General features: G+C 47.3%; 12 protein-coding genes. 1 reads left to right on the top strand and 11 read right to left on the bottom strand.

The window, feature by feature from the left end; translation table 11 throughout:
* Positions 1-81: 81 nt before the first annotated feature.
* The 7 genes from DVY93_RS04775 to DVY93_RS04745 all read right to left on the bottom strand — a co-directional run bounded on the left by DVY93_RS04775 (position 82) and on the right by DVY93_RS04745 (position 10,944).
* Entirely contained in the window at positions 82-1,473 is a 1,392-nt protein-coding gene (locus DVY93_RS04775; protein WP_230709413.1) for a lysine N(6)-hydroxylase/L-ornithine N(5)-oxygenase family protein, read from the bottom strand.
* A 279-nt stretch (positions 1,474-1,752) separates the two neighbouring features.
* The gene (locus DVY93_RS04770; RefSeq protein WP_230709411.1) at positions 1,753-3,549 is read right to left on the bottom strand and encodes an IucA/IucC family protein; all 1,797 of its coding nucleotides are present in this window, start codon (positions 3,547-3,549) and stop codon (positions 1,753-1,755) included.
* Complete coding sequence (locus tag DVY93_RS04765; protein ID WP_230709410.1) at positions 3,527-5,065, bottom strand: pyridoxal phosphate-dependent decarboxylase family protein; 1,539 nt, start codon at positions 5,063-5,065, stop codon at positions 3,527-3,529. Before DVY93_RS04765 ends, DVY93_RS04770 begins: the two co-directional genes overlap by 23 nt.
* A gap of 98 nt (positions 5,066-5,163) precedes the next feature.
* Positions 5,164-6,513: a diaminobutyrate--2-oxoglutarate transaminase family protein gene (locus DVY93_RS04760; protein ID WP_198333541.1), complete on the bottom strand. Its 1,350-nt coding sequence runs from the start codon at positions 6,511-6,513 to the stop codon at positions 5,164-5,166.
* A gap of 435 nt (positions 6,514-6,948) precedes the next feature.
* Positions 6,949-9,111, bottom strand: a complete 2,163-nt coding sequence (gene fhuB / locus DVY93_RS04755; protein ID WP_230709408.1) for a Fe(3+)-hydroxamate ABC transporter permease FhuB — start codon at positions 9,109-9,111, stop codon at positions 6,949-6,951.
* Positions 9,108-10,115: an ABC transporter substrate-binding protein gene (locus DVY93_RS04750; RefSeq protein WP_230709406.1), complete on the bottom strand. Its 1,008-nt coding sequence runs from the start codon at positions 10,113-10,115 to the stop codon at positions 9,108-9,110. Before DVY93_RS04750 ends, fhuB begins: the two co-directional genes overlap by 4 nt.
* 64 nt (positions 10,116-10,179) lie before the next feature.
* A complete protein-coding gene (locus DVY93_RS04745) occupies positions 10,180-10,944 on the bottom strand; it encodes an ABC transporter ATP-binding protein (protein ID WP_198333539.1) in 765 nt (254 codons plus the stop codon).
* A 145-nt stretch (positions 10,945-11,089) separates the two neighbouring features.
* Here DVY93_RS04745 and DVY93_RS04740 point away from each other — a divergent pair, with 145 nt between their 5' ends.
* Positions 11,090-12,286 carry a siderophore-interacting protein gene (locus tag DVY93_RS04740; protein WP_230709400.1) on the top strand — a complete coding sequence of 399 codons (1,197 nt, stop codon included), beginning with the start codon at positions 11,090-11,092 and terminating at the stop codon, positions 12,284-12,286.
* Between the two features lie 30 nt (positions 12,287-12,316).
* On the opposite strand, the gene cobA is transcribed toward DVY93_RS04740, so the two are convergent.
* The 4 genes from cobA to DVY93_RS04720 form a co-directional block, all read right to left on the bottom strand.
* Positions 12,317-13,129, bottom strand: a complete 813-nt coding sequence (gene cobA, locus DVY93_RS04735) for a uroporphyrinogen-III C-methyltransferase (protein WP_404671833.1) — start codon at positions 13,127-13,129, stop codon at positions 12,317-12,319.
* A gap of 198 nt (positions 13,130-13,327) precedes the next feature.
* A complete protein-coding gene (locus tag DVY93_RS04730) occupies positions 13,328-16,720 on the bottom strand; it encodes a molybdopterin-dependent oxidoreductase (protein WP_404671816.1) in 3,393 nt (1,130 codons plus the stop codon).
* The gene (locus tag DVY93_RS04725) at positions 16,717-18,321 is read right to left on the bottom strand and encodes an NAD(P)/FAD-dependent oxidoreductase (protein WP_226949381.1); all 1,605 of its coding nucleotides are present in this window, start codon (positions 18,319-18,321) and stop codon (positions 16,717-16,719) included. Before DVY93_RS04725 ends, DVY93_RS04730 begins: the two co-directional genes overlap by 4 nt.
* Positions 18,322-18,390: 69 nt before the next feature.
* Positions 18,391-20,514, bottom strand: a complete 2,124-nt coding sequence (locus DVY93_RS04720) for a protein kinase domain-containing protein (RefSeq protein WP_330165958.1) — start codon at positions 20,512-20,514, stop codon at positions 18,391-18,393.
* Positions 20,515-20,516: the final 2 nt, after the last annotated feature.

Raw genomic sequence — 20,516 nt, 5'->3', positions numbered from 1 at the left:
CTTTGCAAAATTTCTCTTAGTAAAAACGTACGCCTTTTAAAATAAATCGCGATACTGCTCATTGATATGATGACCATGGCATTAGGAGGATGCGCCAAATTTTTGGAACACCTCTAATGCATCGGTGTCGTAAATGGCCTTACCTAGTAATTGATTGATGATTTGCCCGGCTCGATAGGCACCCAGCCCCAAGTCAGGAGTACCTACGCCATGAGTATGAATTTCTTGATTTTGTACAAAGACTTTGCCGCTATTACTATCACGATTTTGATACATCAACGCGTAGTGCCGATCAATCTTTGGTTGGCCAAATTCATCATAATCAATGGATGGTAGCAATGGGTTTAGGCAGGTAGGCAGCGCATGACGATAACCGGTGCCAGCGATGAGGCAGTCGTAATCCGCCGTAAAAAACTGCTGCTGCTCACACTGCTCAAACGTTACTTTTAAGGTGTCATCAAATAAAGTATCGTCAAAGGTTGCCTCGATCACGGCACAATTGGACAGTAGTGTCGTATATGGCGCTTGATTGCCAATGCTGCGCTCATAGAGCTTATGATAAATATCGCGTATGGTGTCAAACCCCATGCCTTTATAGAGCAAGTCCTGCTTGGGCGCGACTTGTGCTTTGGTCGCGCCGTCCAACTGATAAAAGTAATCGGTATAGGCGGGACTAAAGTGCTCTAACCCCAATGGCGAGTATTCCATCGGAAAAAAACCAGACGAGCGGGTTATCCAGTCCAATTGGAATTTTGGCTCATCATTGCTATCAAGTTGCTGGTCAAACAATTCGCGGTATACCTCAGCTGACGACTGACCAGATCCCAACACCACGATTTTGGTTAATCTATCGTCTGACTTATTGTCATTGTGTTTGCTACTTTTTGCCTGAATGGCTTCAAGATCGAAGTTATTGGCAAAATGCGCGGTATGCATACAGCGCTCAGGTGCTTGATTGGCCAGTTTTTGCAGTGCAGTCGGTAGCGTCGGCTGCGTGCCCGTGCCTATGACTAGGTTTTTGGCGTAATACGTTTTTTGCTCGCCTTGTTCCTGAACCGTCACGACAAATCCATTATGTTCCTTAGCGTTGGAACTCTCATCACAGTCTTGATTAAACGCCACCTCTATCACTTGCGCATCAAACACCAAGCTACCTAGCTGCCCTGCAGTCCATTGGCAATAGTGATTGTATTCTTTACGATAAATCTTAAAATCCTCTAAAAAATAGAACTTGAGCAGTCGATGCTGCGTATGCAGATAGTTTAAAAATGAATGCGGGCTGGTCGGATCTATCAATGTCACCAAATCCGCCATAAAGGGCACTTGTAGTGTGGTGTGCGGTAAAATCATACCTTTGTGCCAATTAAACCCCGCCTTTTGCTCAAAGAATTTGGCATTGACGTCTGTTTTGTCGAGCAACGCCGCTAGACTAAGATTAAATGGCCCCAAACCGATACCGAGAAGATCTAACACGTTGATTCCTTACTGATTTATACCGATTATTTACATATTGATTGATACTGAGCTATCGTTAAGTCAACATAAAAGTCTGTCAGCAAAACTGAGATAAATGCTCCAAAGCCTCTGTCATTATCGGTACAGCAAGCGAGGAAAACTTGTACCAGTTCTACATGCTATCGTCCATCCTGTTTAAAATCGTTACACAGGGAATGGGATATTAATGTATCGATTTTATTTTCAACTGACTACAACGACCCATATCTGTTTCATTGAGTATCGACGATACCGACCCTAAGCGCTCATAGGATTGGGAATATCGACATAGATAGACTGGGTTTCAACAGGTGCCGTCAGCTCATCTAGCGCATGAAGTCTGGTCAGCAGATTACCTTTGAATGGTAGCGTCGGACTACGCAGTAATAGATCAAATAACGAGCGATGCGGGTACTGACGGTCCAGCATCTCTAAGCAATCTCGAAACGTGGCCAATAAAGTGGCTTCACTGACAAGCTGAGTACGAGCAATCGCGGTGATAAGACCAAAAACAGTATTGCCAACTAAATAATAGGCCACGCGCGAATCGGCAAAATCTTCTGGAATGACGCACTCACCTTCACTAATCAGCTCAGGATAAGCATCAATCAGCGGCATCGCATACTCAGCAATATAGCCAAACCCTTGATTGTCTCTCGCCCAAAACTTTGCAGGATAGCCCTCTTTTAGCTCTATCAGACTGTTTTGCTGATGCACCTCAAAACCAATGCCATGCTGATAGTACATGTGGATGAGCGGTATAAAACCGACTTTTAGATAAGTGTCAAACCATTCAGTTGCAATCTCGTCCAACTGCTTACCGGTACGCTGATGGATAGACGCAAATAAAGTGGCAAAGCGATTGGTGAGACGAGTGGGATGATCTTGGCTCAAGCTTGCAAGATTGGTGACTTGCATGGACTGAGTAAAAGGATTGTCACGCAAGATACAGATGGTCTCATCGATGATTTTGCCGTCTATAGACAACGCAATCCACGCAGGATCGTTCAATACCGCAATCGTGTCATACTCAGCGCCCAACTGCTTACCATAATCGCTACGCCATATCCGGCAGGCGTGCATACCGCGCTTACACTCTTTGGGCAAATTGATACGCACAGAATTGGTAATCGCTACCGATAGCGATAACTTAAACATCCACGGTGCCTCAAATGCCGCGAGCGTACGCACTGATGTCGTCGGATGCAGATGCCAGCCAAGCCCGCCCAAATCAAACAGCTGACCTTTTTCAGTTAACGCCTGATACCAGACTTGTTGCTGCAAAAACGTCGCTTGCCAAGGATGTAGTGGCAATAATTTATGGTTGGGATATTGGTTGATAAGCTGTCGTTGATAGTCGCTCATATCCGCGAGTAGCTTGGTCTTTAGCTCAGCGGTAATACTATCGCCATCGACAAACTCTTCGACAATATAGTCCGGATGCACCAGCCAATAGTTCAGCTGCGTTTTGCTATTGGTTTCGGGGGCATACTTTGCCCACTCAGCACCATAAAAACCTGCACGACCCTTTGGGGTCGGATGCATGGCATGTCCATAAATCAGACTTTGCTCGGTTTGAATAAAATCTTGTGTGTCATCGATAATGTCATCAAGCTCATCACTGCGATGCGCTAAAATAGTTTGCAGCCCTTCATAGCTTTCAAGCCAGCGCTTTAGTACACCATTACCATCGAGTTTTACATCATCTTTGTGCTGATGCACGATGTCTTCGATAATAAAAGACGCAAGGCTCACAGCAGACGGTTTTAGCCATTGAGGTTCTGATTGAGCGTCGTTTAATGAAGCTGCATTTAATACAGAAGGCGTGTCAGCAAAACGGTGCTGACCCAACTGGCTGACTCTGTCCACGGGCACCGCCATAATAGTGTTGTGCTGTGCCAGATTTAATACCAAAACAGGCTTGTCTTGCGAGATCTGTTTATATAGTAAGTCCTGCCCCTTGACTGGCATGATTTTGCCGCGCCCTGTCTCGTAACAGTAGGCATTCACTAAATTTTGTAGTGTCAAACGATCAAGCGTTTTTTGTTGCATCATAGGGCTGTCCCTCATAATTTTGGAGTCGATTAAAACCAGCGATAGTCATCTGTTCTATAATGGTATTGATGTCACAGGCTTGCGTATTAGGATTTAAAATAGTGAATTTTAGGCAAAGGTGCTGCTCGTATTGAGTGGTGGCCACGTTGGCAATATTATTGATTAACAAGTCCTGCGCTATTTGGCGATTTAACTGAGACAGCTGCTGATCGGACAACGCGGTATCTTTTGGTTTAAAGTAAAATAAGACACTGCTGATAATCGGCTGATGCACTAACACAAAATCAGCGTGGTCTTCAACCAGCTCTGCCGCTTGTCTCGCTGTCCTAAGACAGTTGTCAATCAATGCGCCATAATCATCCGTCCCTAATAAGTCAAGCGCCATCCAAAGCTTTAAGGCGTCAAATCGACGCGTGGTTTGGAGAGAATACGTGACCAGATTTGGGATATTGTCTTTTTCATCATCGGAGGAATTGAGATACTCACTATGATGACGAATGCTCTCAAAGTCTTGTTGATCCCGTAATAAAAAAGCACCGCAGCTGATCGGCAAAAAGAAATGCTTGTGAAAGTCTAAAGTAATGGAATCCGCTGCTTGTATGCCGTCAATGAGGTGACGATAACGCTGAGACAGGAGCAAAGCCCCGCCCCAAGCCGCATCCACATGTAGCCATATCTTATGCTCACGGCACATCTTGGCAATGTCAGCTAAAGGGTCAATCGCACCCAAATCTGTGGTGCCAGCCGTGGCAATCACTGCCATCACATTATCCGCGCCTATCTCCTCTATTTTTTGCTGTAGATGAGAGACAAGCATCGCGCCACTCGCATCGGTACCTACCTTTTCAACGCACCGAATGCCAAGCCCTAACAATGCTGCATTTTTTTCGATAGAAAAGTGCGCTTGGTCTGAGCAAAGAATGATGCCGCGCGGCTGACCCATCATGCCGTCTTTGTGTACATTGATGCCTTTGGCTGCATAGAACTTATTGCGCGCCAAGAGCAATCCCATCAAATTGCTTTGGGTACCGCCACTGGTAAACACGCCACCTGCCTTGTGTCTTGCTTGGTTATCAGCATCAGCGTCTGTTTGAGTGTGTATTTGAACATCATCACTGGTTTCAAAATGGCACAGCTGGCACAGCCACTCGATCAAATCTTTTTCGATATAAGTGGCGGCAGGGCTTTGGTTCCAAGAGTCCATACTTTGATTGGTCGCCGCAATGATCATCTCGGCAATTTGACCAATCACTAAGGTCGGTGGATGCAAGTGCGCTAGACAACGACGGTGTGCCGTGGATACAGAGCTGGGCAAAAACTTGTCTTGTATATCCGCCAGTATGGCTTCGATATCTCGTCCTTGTGACTGAATACTGACCGAATTCGCTGCTTGCACTTGCTGCGGGGTCCCACCTGAATAGACGTTGTTGTCATTGAGCCACTGTTTAATGATGGCACTCGTTTTATGCATATGTGTGAGGTATTGCTCACTGGTTTTCTCGTTTAATAAATGCAAAATATCCTCACCAGTTTGTCTTGCGCCTCTATTAAAATGAGAGATGCGATTATTGTTATGCGTTTTTTAAGCTAAAATTATACGAGTGTTACGATGCGCTACTGATTTTCTTGTAGCGCCTGCTCTAGCTTGTCTAATACTTGGTGTAGCTCGTCTTTTGTCACATTAAGCGGTGGCAAGAAGCGCAGGACGGTGCCGCCGCGTCCCCCTTTTTCAATGACCAAACCGTGTCTAAAACACGCCTGCTGAATGCTTGCCGCCGCCGCACTATCGGCAGGATAACTGCCATCACTGTGTCTAGGCAGAGCCGGATCTATAATCTCCACACCGATCATCAGGCCTCGACCTCTGACATGCCCAATTCTCGGATAGCGTTTTTGTAGTCCTTTTAACTCTGACATAAACCAAGCGCCGCTCTCAGCCACATAAGCTGCCATATCGTTGTCTTTTAGATATTCGAGGGTGGCAAGTCCTGTTGCCATCGCCAACTGATTGCCACGGAAGGTGCCCGAGTGATTGCCCGCTTGCCAGGCATCGTATTGCTTCTTAACACCGAGTATCGCAAGTGGCAGACCGCCGCCAATAGCTTTTGACATGACAATCATGTCAGGATCGATGTCTGCGTATTGATACGCAAACCAGCTTCCCGTACGGCAAAATCCCGTTTGCACCTCATCAATGATCAATAGAATATCAAGCTCTCTGGTCACTCGGCGTACCTGCTTGAGCCACTCAATTGGTGCCGGATTGACCCCGCCTTCTCCCTGAATGACTTCTAAAATGACGGCCGCGGGTTTGACCACGCCGCTTTCTACATCTTTTAAAAAATTTTCAAAATAAGTGATATGAGCGCTGACACTTTGCTCAGCAGACAAACCAAAAGCGCAACGGTAAGCATTGGGATACGGTAAAAACTGTACCGGACTCATCAGGCCTTCAATGCCTTGCTTGGGTGCCAGATTGCCAGTGACAGCAAGCGCGCCATGCGTCATCCCATGATAGCCACCACTAAAGCTGACGATGCCTGAGCGACCAGTGACTTGTTTTGCCAATTTCATCGCGGCTTCTACCGCATCAGCGCCCGTTGGTCCACAAAACTGCAAGCAATACTCGTCACTCTCGGTCGCCAAAAGCGTGTACATAAATTCGCTGAATTTGTCTTTTAATGGCGTGGTAATGTCTAAGGTGTGCATCGGCAGATTGCTGTCCAAAAGCTGTTTGATGCTCTCAGTGACCACAGGATGATTGTGCCCAAGTGCCAGTGTCCCTGCGCCCGATAGACAGTCTATGTACTTATTGCCTTCCACATCAGTAATCCAAGCGCCTGTAGCTGATTGGATCGCAAAAGGCAGTTTGCGAGGATAACTGCGCACCTTGGATTCAAACTGCGCTTGGCGATGTAAATAGCGTTTATTATTGTTTTTTTCTTTTGAGAAAGACGTAGACATAGCATCGAACCTTATTCGGCTTATGCACTAAAACTCGAATACAAGTTTTAATGTTTGCAGACTGTTTGTAGATACCATCATTGAACACAATAGGGGTTAAAAGCTCAGTTATTAAAATATGGCTCTTAAAAACACAGTTATTAAAAACGTGATGATTACTAGTGCAGTCAGCTTTATTTAAAAAACATAGTGTAAATCCACTACAACCTCGATCAAAATATTAAATGATAATAAAAGTGATAATCATTATCATTTGTGGAACGTATTATTGATGACCTTTGCGCAGCTGTCAACCCACTTTATTTATTTTTGAACGATTAACTCAAGAATTGGTACAAAAACAAGGTTTGTTAACGCTCAGTCGCAGACAAACGACAAATACTCACAAGTGTAAACTCATCAGCATTGTCATCAACCTGTCTTTTTTCTGGGAAACTATCGACTCACGGCCACGGGCACTTTACGAATCAGCCATAAGAAATAAGCGCCACCAATGATGGCAGCAATAGTGCCCGCCGGTAGCTCATACGGAAAGATGACGTAGCGTCCTACCCAATCTGCCAACACCATCACCCCTGCGCCCAATAGTGCCGCCAAAGGCAGTTGTCGCTCAAGTCTTACCGCACCAAGGGAGGTCGCCAAATGTGGCACCATCAAACCAATAAAACTGAGCGGTCCTACCGCAAGCGTACTGGCTGTACTAAGCGCTGCCACTAGTGCTAATAGCGCTATCGTCACTGGGGTTACGGCCACCCCTAGCGTGCGAGCGACGCCCGTACCCAAACCAAGAACCCGTAAGGGTTTGATGAATAATAAGCTTAAGGCAAATAAGACAAGCGCAATGCCGATGAGATACCATACCGTACTAGGCTGAGCGCTATAAGTCGTCCCTGATAACCAGCTGAGCATCGCCTCTAGGCGCGGATCACCAGACAGCTTGACCATGTGCATCACTCCATCCATCATGGCAGCAATACCGATACCAACCAATAACAGATAGCCTGAGCTTACCCTGCGTGCCAGCCAAATAATCAATAGCAATACGGCTATCGCACCAGACAATCCTGACATCAGCAAAGTACCTGCGCCAGCGGTAATTCCTAAACTTGGTAGCAATAAAAACCCTAAAATAACCCCAAGCGCGGCTCCTGAGCTGACCCCCAATACCTCTGGACTTGCCATCGGATTACGCGTGAGTGTTTGTAACAATACACCTGCAACAGCCAGCATCAGACCCGTTGCCGCCGCACTCAAGCTGCGTGGTAGTCTATACTGCTCGGTGATTGCCCAGTCCGTACTCAGGCCCCAGCCGTTGACATCCTGCACAAAAAGGCAAGCCAGTACGATCATCACGACCACACCAAGACCCCAGCGCCAATATGCGACAGGCATGTTCTTACCCGTCAGCGTTGGAATCACTGTCTCTATACGCTCACGTCGCTGACGTAAAATCAGCCAAATAATGAGTGGTGCCCCAAGAATTCCCGTCATAGCCCCTGCAGGAATTTGCATACTCAGTATCGGCTCAAGTAATAACGCCACGTTGCTGGTTAGCCATAACAGCAGGGCACCTAGGCCAAAAGCAGCGACCAAACGCTTGTTGATTGAAGAAACACCAAGGGCATTGACTAAGCTTGCAGCACCAAGACCAATAAAGCCTATCAGACCGACTTCACTGACCACCAAAGCCGTCACGATAGCCACGATAAGTACCACGGTGGCACGTATACCGTTAATCGGCACCCCCAAACGCTTGGCTTGCATGTCATCCAAACTCATCAAGGTCAGTGGCTTCAATAAAGGCAAGCACACAGCCGTCATCGCGATCGTGGTAATCGCAAGCATCACACTGGTAGACCAGCTGTTTTGCGCCAAAAAACCCGCGGCCCACGACAGCATCCCGTTACTACGTTCAGCAAAAAATAACACCAATACGTTGGCGACGGCAGCGAGCAAAATATTTACCACCAAGCCTGCCAATATTAAAATCAAAGGGTTAAATCGACTGGGTGCCGATAAAGCAAAAACCAGCCCCATACTGATAACTGCCCCGACAAAGGCGACATAAACACCACCATAAATCGCCAAGCTTGGTAAAAACAGCGTCACGATCAGCATCGCCAATTGTGCTCCTACGCCGACACCCAAGGTGGTGTCTGAAGCGAGCGGGTTTTTGACCAGTTGCTGTAGCAAGATACTGACCACCCCAAGCAGCCCTCCTGCCAACAGCGCCACGATACTGGTCGCCACTAGATGTAGCTGTGTTGCCATACTGGCGATATCCAATTGCGAGCTTGGAAGAAATAACTCGCTTAGTGGGCGCGTCCACTCCTGAGCAATCAATGCCCAACTGCTCCATAATGACAACAGGATGAGGGTGGTAACCATAACCCACAGTCGCCAAGAATTAATGAACAAGGAGACGTTTTGTTGTTGCGGCGGAGTTGGCGGGGGGACGTATGATTGTTGTCTCATTTTTGGGGACTGCTTTGATAATTCAACCGACTGAGAAGTGGAAAGTGACGTCATAGGATTGGCATTATTATTAGTATTATTGGCATTAAGGTGTTGAGGGTGATTGTCAATATGGGTGTTCATGACGCAGCTCCGCCTTTTAATTCAACAGTGGATAAGTTATGTGCCAACCCTACCAATGATGACATGCCGCCATAAATCCATACGGGTGGCAGCTCGCCCATACAACGCTGGTTCCCATAGCTTAAGCGTTGCCACACCAAACTGTCTTTAATCTCAGCCCTAGTGATTGGACTAAGGGGATCTATAATTAATAAGCACACGTCTTCAGCTAACTGCGCCAAATCGCCCATTCGTATCGGAACGAAGCCGTAACTATTGCCTATGCCCAGTACCACAAGCTCTTTTTGCATCTGTGAAAGCGCGGGCTGGAACAAACTATTAGCAACATACATACGCATATTATTAGCATCCGCAAACTGTACGACGGCAAATTTCTTGATTTGTGGATAGCGCTGTTGCAGGCGCGCACCAGCAAGATTGATATCTTTATGGCTTTTGATAACATAGTCTTCAGCCAGTTTAGGCACATCGATCAGTTTGCCCAGCTGACGAGTTGGCTCAGTATAATCCGCCCAAGTCGCACGCTCCCCTTTAGCAGCAAACATAATCGACTCTGCGGGGACGTCGCCATAAAGATTGCGAGCATGCTCATAAAAAAAGTTATCCACGACCATATCCACTGGCAGCTGAGCGATTAACTCGGCATTGGGCTGATAACGGATACCGACATCAACCGTCGAGGTCGGCAGTTTAGGCGTACCGACCCATCTGTCCCACACTCTGATATCGCCTGTCGCAATCGGAGGATAGCCCATGGCCGTCAACGTCGCCGCATTGCCCCAATCAGGAGAAGCAATATTGATTGTAACGTTATCAGACTGATCTATCCGAGCATCTTTTTGCCCCGTTGTTGGTTGCTGACATGCAGTAAGTGCAGTGGTGAATACCAATGCCGTGATGACAGACCATCCCTTTCGCTTAAGCAGCGCAAAATTGAAACAATCAGATATTAAAGGTTTGATTATCAGACGAAAGAATTTGTATTTATACAGAACAGAAAACATAACGGTCTATCTTTTTAGGCGAGTAAGAAGAATCAATGAATAAAAAAAGAAGATAAATCAGACATCAAGCGATGGCGACAGGTTGTCCCGTTATAGGATGACGGAGCAGCTGCATATCCACATTAAAGATACTGCGCAGTATGTTGGGCTGCATGGTGCTTTTGATATCACCCTTGTGACAAACTCGGCCGTTTTTTAGGGCGATAATTCGATCCGCATACTGCGCGGCCAGATTAATATCATGCACAATAATAATCACACACAAGCCCTGCTCATCGACCAAACGACGAATAAGCTGAATCACTTCTAATTGATAATGCATATCCAGTGCTGCTAATGGTTCATCGAGCAATAGATAACGGGTGTCTTGCGCCAGACACATGGCAAGCCAAACTCGTGCTCGCTCACCGCCTGACAGCGTGGTAGTCGTACGGTCAGCGAACGCCTCTACTTGAGTAATACGCATCGCTTGTGCAACTTTATCCTTGTCAATTTGGTTGGGCTTTTGTAGCCATTTTTGGTGTGGATATCGTCCTAGCATGACCAGCTCGCGCACCGTAAATCCAGCCGCATCCGGCAATTGCTGCGGTAGATAGGCCATTTGCTTGGCCAGCTCCTTACTGCTGTAGTCGCTAATGTGGCGCTCATCTAAGCGGATACTGCCACCATTAATTGTCATCTCACCTGCCAACGCTTTAATCAAAGTGGATTTGCCTGAGCCGTTATGCCCCACTAAGGCGACCAGCTCATTGGTATCCATCTCACAGCTCACATTGTCTAGTAACGTGTTGCCTTGGCGGCTGATGGTCAGTTGATCTGCACATAACATATAGTTACCCGTCGTTCATTAAAGTCGTGATATTTGTCTAAAAAAGCCAATAAAAATTGATTTTACTCGTAAATGATAATAAAAACAATTATCATTAACTTAATATATTTTTTATCTTCCTCCACTATTGTTCGTGAGTATATAAATGACCCATTCTACCTCCTCTGCTAATCCCACTTCTTATGCCCAAGCAAACGCCTATACCCCCTTAAACTTTCCTGAACTTGCCAGCGCCATCACTCACATCAATGAAGAGCATTACGATGAATTGCTCGGGTTTTTGACCGCTTTTACTTCTCTGTCGTCAGAAGACATGGATGAGGCAAGCGTACAGCTGGTTGATATCTATGCCGAGGCAATCGCTTTACAAATACAATATAAAGGCACAAAAAAAACGTCTGCTCAGGCACACAACCCGACATTTTTTATAGCCTTTACAGCGCCCATCACCCAGTTTAGTGACTTAAATACGCAATATATTTTGCTCAAACAACAAGCGGATAAAAAACTCGGCAAAAAAACCATCAAACTGACCAAACAGACTTTTTTAGTACAGGACAGCTATAAGGTCAGTCCAAATATGCTGCGACTTGAATTGACGGGGTCTACGTTGGATGTCTCCAATAAAAACTCTGTCCCCGTTGATGAAGCAGGTTATGCGTACTTGTTTGATTTGGCGCATAATGCCAGCGCTTCACAAAACGTGGGCGATAAGGCCTCGCCTACGCGTGCTCATTGCTATTACACATTAAGAAAAGCATGGCAGACGTCAGATGGCGTACGCGCATGGGTTGATGTTTTTTTGCATGGGGATACGCCCGGTGGTCATTGGGCAAGCTCATTACAAATAGGCGATACCGTCATGAGTAAACGTGAGTTCCCTGAAAAAACGGCCCATTTGCAGGATGGACAAGCATTACTGATTGCTGATGAAACCTCGATGCCCACCGTGGCACGCTTACTGGAGCTTTGGGACAATCCGATACCGCCTTTGGTGCTTTGTGTCACCCAAGAGCTAGCCGATCAAGCGTACTTTGATGCAGTTAAAATAGGCACTGATAAAAAAAACGGTGACAAGACAAGACAAAGTACTGAGTGTCAAACAGACAACAACTTTATGCTGTTGCCTTTGGTGGCAGGTAAGATCCATTCAGGAAAAGAGTTGGCTGTCTTAATTGATCAGACATTGGCCAACTATCTGACTAACCACCCTCTACAAATTGAGAAGGTTTGGGGCGCTTTAGAGGCGGGTACAGCAAAAGCACTTCGAGGGCTGATTCAACAAAGGCTAGGATTAGAGCGTAGTGATTCCGTTATTAAGGTATATTGGCGCAAAGACTGAGGCTACTTATGAGCCTGTCTGATATCCTGCTTACACACAACTGACTTCCAAGGTTTGACTAAGTGACGCAAGGTTATAGTTTGCAAACTCACCATACAAATTGACCACATCGCCCATAATCAGCAGTGCTGGTGTGGGCAGGCTGGCGGATGCTTGCTGCTCGGCGATATCCTTTAACGTGCCGATGAGTACTTGCTGCGTGGGTAGGCTTGCGTGACTGATGATCGCAAACGGCGTCGCACCGTCTCGCCCTGCCTCTATCAACCCTTTTGTCATCTCATCCAAACGATGCAATCCCATATAAAAAACGACCGTCTGAGTACTGTCCAGTAATTCACTATAGTCCTCATTGGGTGCGCCCAGTTTTTTACAAGCTGTGACAAACTGCACCGATTGGGCGTGATCGCGGTGTGTCAATGGGATACCCGCGCGACTCGCCGCGGCACTGGCTGCAGTGATACCAGGAATAGATTCAAAAAAAATACCATACCGTACTACCTCTTGGATCTCTTCACCGCCCCGTCCAAAAATAAAAGGATCACCGCCTTTTAGTCTAACCACTGTTTTATTAGCAAGGGCGTGCTTGACGAGCAGCTCATTGATTCCCTCTTGTGGTAGCGCATGATTGGCACGACGTTTACCGACGAATATCTTTTCGGCAGTCAGCGCACACATGTCCAAAATATCTTCAGAGACCAAACTGTCGTACAGCACCACATCTGCGCGCTGCATCACCCTCAGCGCTTTTAGCGTCAACAATTCGGGGTCACCAGATCCTGCGCCTACCAGATAGACCGCGCCTTGTTTCTGACTCAATTGGGTGTCTTGCACCCCACTCTCCATGCGACTTTGACTCGTTAAACCGTAGGGTGCGCTGTTTGCAATAAAGGCAGGTGAATTGGGCATGATGGTCGCTCCTGATGACAGTATAAGTACAGTAAAGTAGCGTACTAAAAATAAGGCGATTTAGTAAACTTCTACTCAGGCTCAGCCAATTTTTAGTCGCACATTATCCGTTGCAAGCGACATGCCACCAAGCCATTAAGCTGACTCTAATTGAGTATATTTTGTGATTAAGTCATTAATCTGACCGACACAAGAGCCACAATTGGTACCCGCTCGGCACTGCTCTCCAACAGCTGTCGCACTGGTACAGCCCTGCTTAGTGATCGCCTCAATAATACGGTTTTCGCCAACGGACATGCACGAACAGACGAGTGGCCCAGGATCGACATAGCCACTGGCAGGACGGCCAGCCAGTAACCATTTATAACGCTGATTGACAGGCATTTGATTGGCATCGGCAAAGCAGCTATCGAGCCATTGGACACTGGGTAAGGCCTTGGGCGTTGGTGCAAGATAGACAGCCATGATGAGTTTCTCATTAGCCCCCTCACCCTCTGTTGCGATACTGTCTGTATGATCAGTGCTGGCTGACACGCTGCTGTTTACCGCTGCACGAATGGACTGGGTCATAATGAAGCGCAATTGATCACGCTGTTTACTGACGGTAAACGCCGTATTGGTCGTGTGCGTTTGTGATGCCAACTGCCCTAAAGGTTGTATCGCTTCTGCAAGCTGCTGCCAAAAGTCAGAGGTGTTTAAAGTATGACTCACACTGATATTTGGGCTGGCAAAATTAATCAGTACACTATTCATTTGACGGCTTAAGTTCCAAGTAAGGGCGGGCAATTGGTTTGCCAAAGCAGCATTTGTCCCTGTGTGACTCTTTTTTTCGAATACATCTTCTTGCACCCTCTTTTTCTCAAAATTGTCCAAGATCGTACGCAATTGCACTATAACGGTGTCTTGCCAGTCAGGATGCACCAAAATCTTACCAAACGTGTGCATGGGCACTGCGGTAAGACGGATGGCTGAATTTTTAAGCTCGGGCTGTCCTGAGTGCGGATCAACGACCGTTGGAATAAGCGTACCCATACGGGCAAAGCTGGCAAAAGCATTGCTCCAGTGCATCGACATAAATGCATCACCAACTCGCATCACATCGCTCATTGCCACTTGTACCAGCACCTGACTTGCCTCTTGCTCAGCTATCACACCTTCTTCATACTGACGATGCAGTTGTACAAAATCATCAGTTTCCACACCAAGCTGCGCGGCATCATCAGGATGTAGCGTCAGCACTGGCTTTGACTGGTGTTGATTTAACTGCGGGGCGAGGCCCGTTCGAGTCATGGTATGCCATTGATCGCGCAATCTACCTGTGATGAGACGCAAATCAAGGGTTGGCGCATTCAGTTTTGACGATATATTGTTGTATCGCCGTTTGTGTCTTTGCTTGTGTCGGTGCCGATTGGGCACACTGGCATTATCAGCAGGCGTGATGGCTATCAGCTGTGCTTTGATGCAAGAGGCCGTCTGAATAGTCATATCACCTAATAAATCATCTGACCGCTCATTTGCCGCCTCAGTCATTGAAATACGCGCGCCGCCCCACTGAAATGGCCGCATCATGTCGTAGTCTTCATTGCTAAGCGCGTTTGGCATGCGCCGATGGTGGATAGAGTGATTGCTATGCGTTGCCTCTGCCATCAAAACAGACAGGTCTTTGGCAAGATTGAGATAACGCGGCTGGTTTTTGGTTGAGACAGTTTGATTTTTATCATTGCCATAGGCTGTCAATGCCACGTGCTCATTGAATATCTCGCTGGGGTGCTGGTAATCAAACCCTGAAAACCCCATACGCTTGGCGACTTGCGACAGTATCCACCAGTCAGGCTTTGCCATACCTGTCGCAGGCAGTAAAGATCGCTGACGCGAGATGCGCCGTTCAGAATTGGTCACCGTGCCTGATTTTTCGCTCCAACCTTGGGCCGGCAGGACAATATCAGCACATTTTACCGTATCACTGTCTACTGAGCAGTCCGACACGATTACCAAGTCGCATTCAGCCAGCGCTTGGCGAAATCTGTCCGCCTCTGGCAAACTCACCACAGGATTGGTTGCCATAATCCAAATGGCCTTGATGCGCCCATCCAAAATTGCATCGGCAGCATCGCAAGCTTTGACACCAACATTTGCAGCGATAGACTGAGGGGACGCCCAAAAATCCACCACCAGCTGACGATGCTCCCTATTGTCTAAGTCCAAATGGGCCGCCAATAAATTGGCAAGCGCGCCAACTTCTCGCCCACCCATCGCATTGGGCTGACCAGTCAATGAAAATGGGCTCGCCCCTACTTGACCCACGCGCCCCGTAAATAGGTGGGTGTTGATAATGGTATTGACCTTGTCTGTGCCACTTTTGGATTGATTCACCCCCATACTAAATGCAGTCACGGTCTTGTCATTGGCAGCAATCCACTCATAAAACTGACGGACACTATCGGGTGACACTTGACAGGCGCTCGCCACCTTGTCAATCGTCCACATTTTGGCTGCATACAAAGCCTCATCAACACCCACACATTGCCTAGTATATTGCTTGTCTTGGCAACCGTGCTGCTCAAGATAACGCAATAAACCATTATATAAATGCGTGTCAGTACCAGCCGCAATGGGCAAATGCAAATCGGCAAACTCACAAGCGTCCGTACGCCGCGGATCAATCACGATCAGTTTTTTATTTGGGTTCAATTTTTTGGCCGTCAAGAAACGCCCAAACAGGATGGGGTGACACCATGCCATGTTTGAGCCAACCAGTACCAATAAGTCACAGGTTTCAAAATCCTCATAATTACCCGGCACCAGATCTGCACCAAACGCGCGCTTATGTCCCGCTACCGCTGATGACATACACAGCCGAGAATTGGAGTCGATATTATTGTTACCGATAAAGCCTTTGATGAATTTATTGGCAACATAATAGTCTTCAGTCAATAGCTGGCCTGAGACATAAAACATAATACTGTCGCGCCCATACTTATCGATCGTATCATTTAAACGCTTAGCAATATCCCCTAACACAGTGTCCCAATCGGTGTTCTCAATAAGTGGCTGCCTATCAGACGTTTTGATAGGATTCAAGTGAGAAGCGATATTCAATGGCAGAGGCTGCTGTTGCTGCATGGATGCCCGCTTGTTTTGATAGTAAGGCTGAATCAATCGGCGCTCGGTGCCAAGCGTCTGGACAAGCGCGCTGCCTTTTGAGCATAATTTGCCAAAGTTAGCAGGATGCTCGGGGTCTCCTTTGACACTGATTACTCCCCTATCATTAACACTCGCTAGGACACCGCAACCGACGCCGCAATAAGGACAAGTGGTACGTATCATTTTGCTCGCGCCATCAGCTGGGGTCAGCGATGATGCTTCATGGACATCTTCAGCAGTGCTGATGGTATGAGTCGCTATCGTCTGGCTCATCGCTGTTTTAGCGGGGTGAGCCAAATGACTTGACGCAGCCGTTTGCTTGGTATGACTGGCATCTGTGATTGTATTGGTCGCTGAGATTTTATGAATAGCCATGTCACTCATGACGCCTCCTCCACTAATTCAGTCATGTCTACGTCGTCACTTGTGCTATCAGTGCTGACATTGCTCATAGCCAGTACGTCTAAATCACAATAAGCGCTACCAAAGATTAAATGATCTTTTATGCCCGATACATCGACGTTATCCGTAATAAGCTGACTGTAGAAACTGCCATCATTGACATCACCATAGAGTACGGCGCCAACGAGCCGATTATTTTTCAGGTAGAGACAGTGATAATGGTTTAAGGTAGGCTGGCGATAGACGAGGGTTTCGATGGTCTCAGCGTCGCCATCGTCAAAGGCAATTTGACCGGCCGAATAGGCTGCCACGCCAGATACTTTTAATTTTAATGACAAGGGTTTACTGACGAAGGGTTTCCAGTGCGTTTGTAAGGATTTGGTATTATCTGCTGCTATGACGGAGCTTGATATTACCGCTTCTTTTAAAACCGTGACGAGCGTATCAACTTGCTGATTTACCGGGGCGATCATGCCGAACAGCTCCCCATCTAGCTCGACACACTCACCAATCGCATACACATGAGGACAGCTGGTGTGCATGCAGTTATCAACGACAATACCGCGATTGACATCAAGCCCGCTGTCTTTGGCCAAGGAGGTATTGGGTATCACGCCCACTGCCATCACGATAAAATCAGCCGGTAAGATACGGCCAGACTCTAAGACCAACCCGCACACCTCGTCCCTATCATTGATGGCGATGGCTTCTGTCTTTGCAGATACCTCAAGACCAACACCGCGGCGACTTAACTCAGCTTGTAAAAGCTGGGCGGCTGGCAAATCCAGCTGGCGATTGAGCACATAGTCATCCACGTGAATGACGGTCATGCTTGCCCCTTGCATGGCCATTGCACAGGCGGCTTCTAACCCTAGTACGCCGCCGCCAATCACCAATCCTGTTTTGCCTTGACGAGCATACTCAATCAAAGCTGTGACATCAGCCACGTCTCGAAACACATGAACGCCTTTTGCCGTATGATTGGGAAATGGAATAACGCGGGCAGTTGAACCAGTGGCAATGACCAGTTTGGCATAACGGAGCACTTGTCCATTGTCAAGCTCAATAGACTGCTGCTCAGTATCAATCGTATCGACACTCAACCCAGCCAAGACGGTGATACCCAGCGCCTCGTAATCCGCTTTATCGTATAAATAGGTGTCCTCAAACGCTGCATCTCCTGAGAGTACAGGCGACAACATAATGCGGTTGTAGCCTACTTGTGGTTCTTTACCAATCAGAGTAATGGGTAGTGGTATGTCAGGGCTTTTTAAATGCAGGTTGTCTAAGCGCTCATTTTTCGCTTGTATACTTTGCTGCTGCACCCGTGCAAGCTCAATGGCGAAACGGCTACCTGCCATACCCGCACCGATGATGATAACACCCTCGCTACCCATTTTATCGTGGCAACAGTTGGTTTTGTGAGCATCAGTGCTGTATTCGTCAGCGCTATATTTATCATTACCATATTTATCATTACTACATTCACAAGTATGGTCGGTTACAACTTGATGGATAGGTATGTCAGGGGAATCTGTATCAATCGCAGATTTGGCGGCATTTTTTGATGTATGGAGCAACATAAAACGAAGTTCCTTAGCAGCATAGTGCAGCGTTAAACAAGTGATGACACGTCTTTGAAAATGGGCAACCTATGACAGATGTACCCATAGCAACAAGACAATGATGACAGTCTGTACGAAGCAAATGCCATGCCACACCAGTAAAGGATTGCGTTTAATAAGTGGCTCAGGATCGCGGCTGCGTGCGCGGTTATCAGGGTTGAAATCTTGTAAAAACTCACCGATGGCTTGATAACGAACATTGGTATTGGGATGTAGCGCCCGTACAAGCGCTTGTTGGCTAACAGGCGGTATGTTTTGTTGTCGCAGTGGCTGCGTTGGCATGACTAAGGTCTGCTTCGGATTCATCAACTCTTGCGAACCAAAAGGCAGCTGTCCTGTCAATAGCTCATAACCAATCACAGCGATTGAGAACAGATCAGAGTGCACCCCTTTTGGTGCATCACTGTAGTACTCTGGTGCAGCGTAGTGCAGATCGCCATTGGGAGGACGTGTACTACCTTTTAAGATTGATGAGCTGGCAGAGCCAAAGTCAATCAGTTTCACCGCGCCTGATTTGGTCAACAGCACGTTTTCGGGCTTGATATCTTGGTGCAAGAGATAATTGCGGTGCATCACTCGCGCCGCCATACCTATTTTGGTCAGCAAATCATAGGTCTGCCAAACATCACATGGCGCATGTCGTTCAATGAAGTCACGTAAACTCTCGCCTTCGATATACTCAGTTAGGTGATATAGATAGGTGGTGCTGGCGGGTACTGGATAGTAACGCAGTAGCCCTGAGCCGCTCAGCCCAGAGCCCATTCCATGAACGTGGGCTTTGTTTGAATCCATCGCTTGCAAGCGATTGGGGTCAGCTTGATTATAAGCAGACTCGCCCGCGCGGCGGTGCTTTGACAAGCTCAGGCCAATTTTGCGCTCTTGTAAAAAATCACGCAAATAATGACCATCCGCTATGGTATCAAGGCTCGGCGACTTCAGCACAAAGTCATTACAGTCTTTATCTTGTACCCAATACACGTGACTGCGGGCAGTGCGCGCAATGATGCTCAGCACGGTAAAACCATCAATGCTACCCCCTATTTCTAAAGCTGGCGGCAGCTGATAGCGAGGAGTATCGTGGGTCGCGCTGGTATTATGCTCAAGATGAGAGCCATCACACTCAAAACGAGCGCCAGAATTCTCTGTTAAATTGGATGGTTTTGGCATCGCATTCATACTTAGCATGATCATACTTAAGTTGTCATGACTGCCTTCTGTAAAAGCGTGCTCGCACAAGGTTTGACTGGCATGAAATCCTGCTGGCAAGCTGTGCGTGGCCGACAGCGCCTGACACATGTTTGTCGCCGCTGTACACAGCTCAAACGCTAACTCAACCTCATCGATGTGCTCATAAATCCCATCCGTCATGATTGCCAAGCACTCGTTTTGATGCAGCGTAAACACCGACTGTTGTAGATCAAGCTGTCCATCTGCGCCGATAGCCGCCGACAGCGCCCCTTTGTCTTCCCCCCGATGAATGCGGTGGTCTGCACTAAGAACCGTCAGATTGTCTAATCCAACACGGTAAATACGAGAATCGCCTGTATGAAACAGATGGATACTATCACCAATGCACAACAACCCTGACAGCGTAGACAACAAAGGCGGCACCCGCTGGTACGCTTGCGGAAAATACAACATATCATTGGCTTTATTTACCGCCGTCCTAATGATGCTAGCAACATGATCATCATCCAAACATAAAGGCATGGCTGGAAGCTGATCTTGTGACGGCTGTTGTACGTGCGGCAACTTTGATAAGGCTAACGTTATTTTTTCCGCGACCGTATTGACGACCAGCTGGCTTGCCTGCTTGGGAAACTGGCAAGCACTTACCCCATCTGCCATCAGCACCAACAGTGGTGCTGATGGTTTAGAAGCGTTGTCTTGATTTACGTCGTCAGACTCGGTCAACGCGGTACCCAAAAGATAACGCGGCAGGCAGGTCGTGATCAGGAGACTGTCTTGGTTTTCGGCTTTACGACCTTTCATCGTAAAAAAGTCAAGCCACCACAACGCAGAGTCTACGCTGTGGTGACTGGATTCACTAGCCCTACTCATTGCCACACTTGCAGCACTACTTGCCTGATCGACACTCATATGAGCACCTTGTTGACTGTTTTTTTGTATGTCTTTTTGAATGGTATTCAAAA

Origin of the sequence: Psychrobacter sp. CCUG 69069 (assembly GCF_021023115.1) — a bacterium.
Lineage (GTDB): Bacteria > Pseudomonadota > Gammaproteobacteria > Pseudomonadales > Moraxellaceae > Psychrobacter > Psychrobacter namhaensis.
Note: the sequence above shows the minus strand (reverse complement) of the source record. Positions and strands in the feature narration are given on the sequence as shown.

Excerpts from the sequence above, each read along its gene's own strand:
- DVY93_RS04770 (WP_230709411.1), bottom strand. The coding sequence starts at position 3,549 with ATGATGCAACAAAAAACGCTTGATCGTTTGACACTACAAAATTTAGTG.
- DVY93_RS04760 (WP_198333541.1), bottom strand. The coding sequence starts at position 6,513 with ATGTCTACGTCTTTCTCAAAAGAAAAAAACAATAATAAACGCTATTTA.
- fhuB (WP_230709408.1), bottom strand. The coding sequence starts at position 9,111 with ATGAACACCCATATTGACAATCACCCTCAACACCTTAATGCCAATAAT.
- DVY93_RS04750 (WP_230709406.1), bottom strand. The coding sequence starts at position 10,115 with ATGTTTTCTGTTCTGTATAAATACAAATTCTTTCGTCTGATAATCAAA.
- DVY93_RS04745 (WP_198333539.1), bottom strand. The coding sequence starts at position 10,944 with ATGTTATGTGCAGATCAACTGACCATCAGCCGCCAAGGCAACACGTTA.
- DVY93_RS04740 (WP_230709400.1), top strand. The coding sequence starts at position 11,090 with ATGACCCATTCTACCTCCTCTGCTAATCCCACTTCTTATGCCCAAGCA.
- cobA (WP_404671833.1), bottom strand. The coding sequence starts at position 13,129 with ATGGAGAGTGGGGTGCAAGACACCCAATTGAGTCAGAAACAAGGCGCG.
- DVY93_RS04730 (WP_404671816.1), bottom strand. The coding sequence starts at position 16,720 with ATGAGTGACATGGCTATTCATAAAATCTCAGCGACCAATACAATCACA.
- DVY93_RS04725 (WP_226949381.1), bottom strand. The coding sequence starts at position 18,321 with ATGTTGCTCCATACATCAAAAAATGCCGCCAAATCTGCGATTGATACA.